The organism is Sporosarcina siberiensis (genome assembly GCF_042681925.1).
In the GTDB taxonomy this organism is placed as follows: Bacteria; Bacillota; Bacilli; order Bacillales_A; family Planococcaceae; genus Sporosarcina; species Sporosarcina siberiensis.
In genome coordinates this window covers 1-1872 of record NZ_JBHUGI010000022.1, presented here as the reverse complement: position 1 = coordinate 1872, position 1872 = coordinate 1, and the positions used below count along the sequence as shown (strand labels likewise).

At 40.4% G+C, this 1872-nt stretch carries 1 protein-coding gene; it reads left to right on the top strand.

From position 1 onward, the window contains the following. The first annotated feature begins 124 nt into the window (after positions 1-124). A complete protein-coding gene (locus ACFSFY_RS07910; protein ID WP_381536930.1) occupies positions 125-1537 on the top strand; it encodes an IS110 family RNA-guided transposase in 1413 nt (470 codons plus the stop codon). Positions 1538-1872: the final 335 nt, after the last annotated feature.

Below are 1872 nucleotides of genomic sequence, written 5' to 3'. Positions count from 1 at the left end.
AAAGGGGACTATTATGTAATATAACCTCGAAAATGCAAAAAACCACCGTTTTCGGGGTATATAAGAAGTACCAATCACAGAACTTCCATTACCCAACCCAATCCAAAAAGAAGGAGTGAAAACGATGGCTATGCAATTATTTAATCATAGTTCGGGGAAGAATGGAAGTCCTTGGGTCAATTTAATGAGGGACGGAAAGGCGAATAAAATTTTAATCGTAGCGATAGATATTGGAAAATATACGCACAAAACGTTGATGACGAATGTGTACCAGGACGTACTCGTCCCGCCGTTTGAATTGGATGCTTCACAAACAGGTTTCAAATTATTGGTGGCGAAGATTGAAGAAGTTTGTCATGCGAATGGTTTTGAGGAAGTTGTCGTAGGAATTGAAACGACTGCCCATTATTATGAAGATTTAGTCCGATTCTGTTATGAAAAAGGGTACGTCGTGCGCGTTATTAATGCAGCTACGACCGCGTTCGAACGCCAATCCTTATTGAACTGGTCGAAGACCGATAATATTGATTTATCGGCAATTATTCATTCGATCTTACAAGGTAGAGGAAATCCTGTTGTTCAACCCGCAAAAACCTTAGAAGCATTGAAGAAGCTTACACGCTTTCGTAGAAATATGGTGGGAAATCGGACACGCTTAAATAATCAAAGACTTATGTTGATGGACCATATCTTTCGAGAGTTTCAAGGGAAAAGTGTTTGGGTAAAAGGAAAACGAATCCATCGTAAACCTTTTTCCACACTCGATTCAAAGTCTGTTTTTTACTTGATGCGCCATCATCCTCATCCCGAAGATATCCTACATTTGGGCGAGGATGGCCTTTATGAATTATCAAAAACAGAGAATCTAAAGCTTCGAAAGTCAGCCATTGATTGCTTGATAGAGTTCGCAAAAGAATCAGCTTCTAAACCAAAAGAATACTTAGAAGCCGAGCTTTATCAACTTGAAATGACACTCGATTCAATGGAATTAATCTCAGATCAATTGAAGATGTTGGAAATGAAGATTGAGGAACTTCTTCTCCAAACAGACGGTGCACGGCTGTTAAGTATTCCGGGTATAGGCCTTGTAATGGCCGCTGAATTAAGAGCTGAAATGGGTGCGTTAGAAAGCTTTACACATGCAGGTCAGCTCATTAAAATGGCTGGTACAAACCCAATTGTGAAGCAGTCTGGAGGTCATCAGGCAACACATGGTGGAATTTCAAAACAAGGTAGACAACAATTCAGGAACGCCGTTTATCTCGTTGGCCAAGTGTGCTCTGCGATGAATCCCGAATTAAGAAAACATTATTTAGCACTGAAAGATAAGGGGAAGAAGACCCGCCAAGCCTATATTGCCATTGGAAATCGAGTACTGCGCATGGCTTTTGCCATATTACGAGATAACAACTTTTATAGAAGTCCAGACCCTGCCTATAGTTTGAAATCACAAATTGAACGGAAATTAACGACTAAAAAGGCCCGTCAACAATTCTACACGCAATACGTCATTCGCGACGCCCAGCTTGTATCGTAACGAGAAGTATTAAGTGGCATGTGAGAAAGAAGATTTGCGCTTTTCCGGGACATTAGATTACATCGAAAAAGGTGACTGAGGCAATGCGACCTCGTGTGACAGCGTTATGGATCTTGTCCCGCAAATACGAATAATACGTTAAATCCTGAGTTTAGATTCAATAGGTTGTATCCCTGCGGGATGAAACGCAAGATCCTTTCATATCGCGGAAAAGCGCAATTATAAAGTTCTGTGATTGTTGAGTTTTTAAAAATTATTATTGAAGGCTTTGGTTTCGTGCGGCCATTTTTCGCGAAAAATGGCATTTGACTTATATTACATTATACGCTGTCACC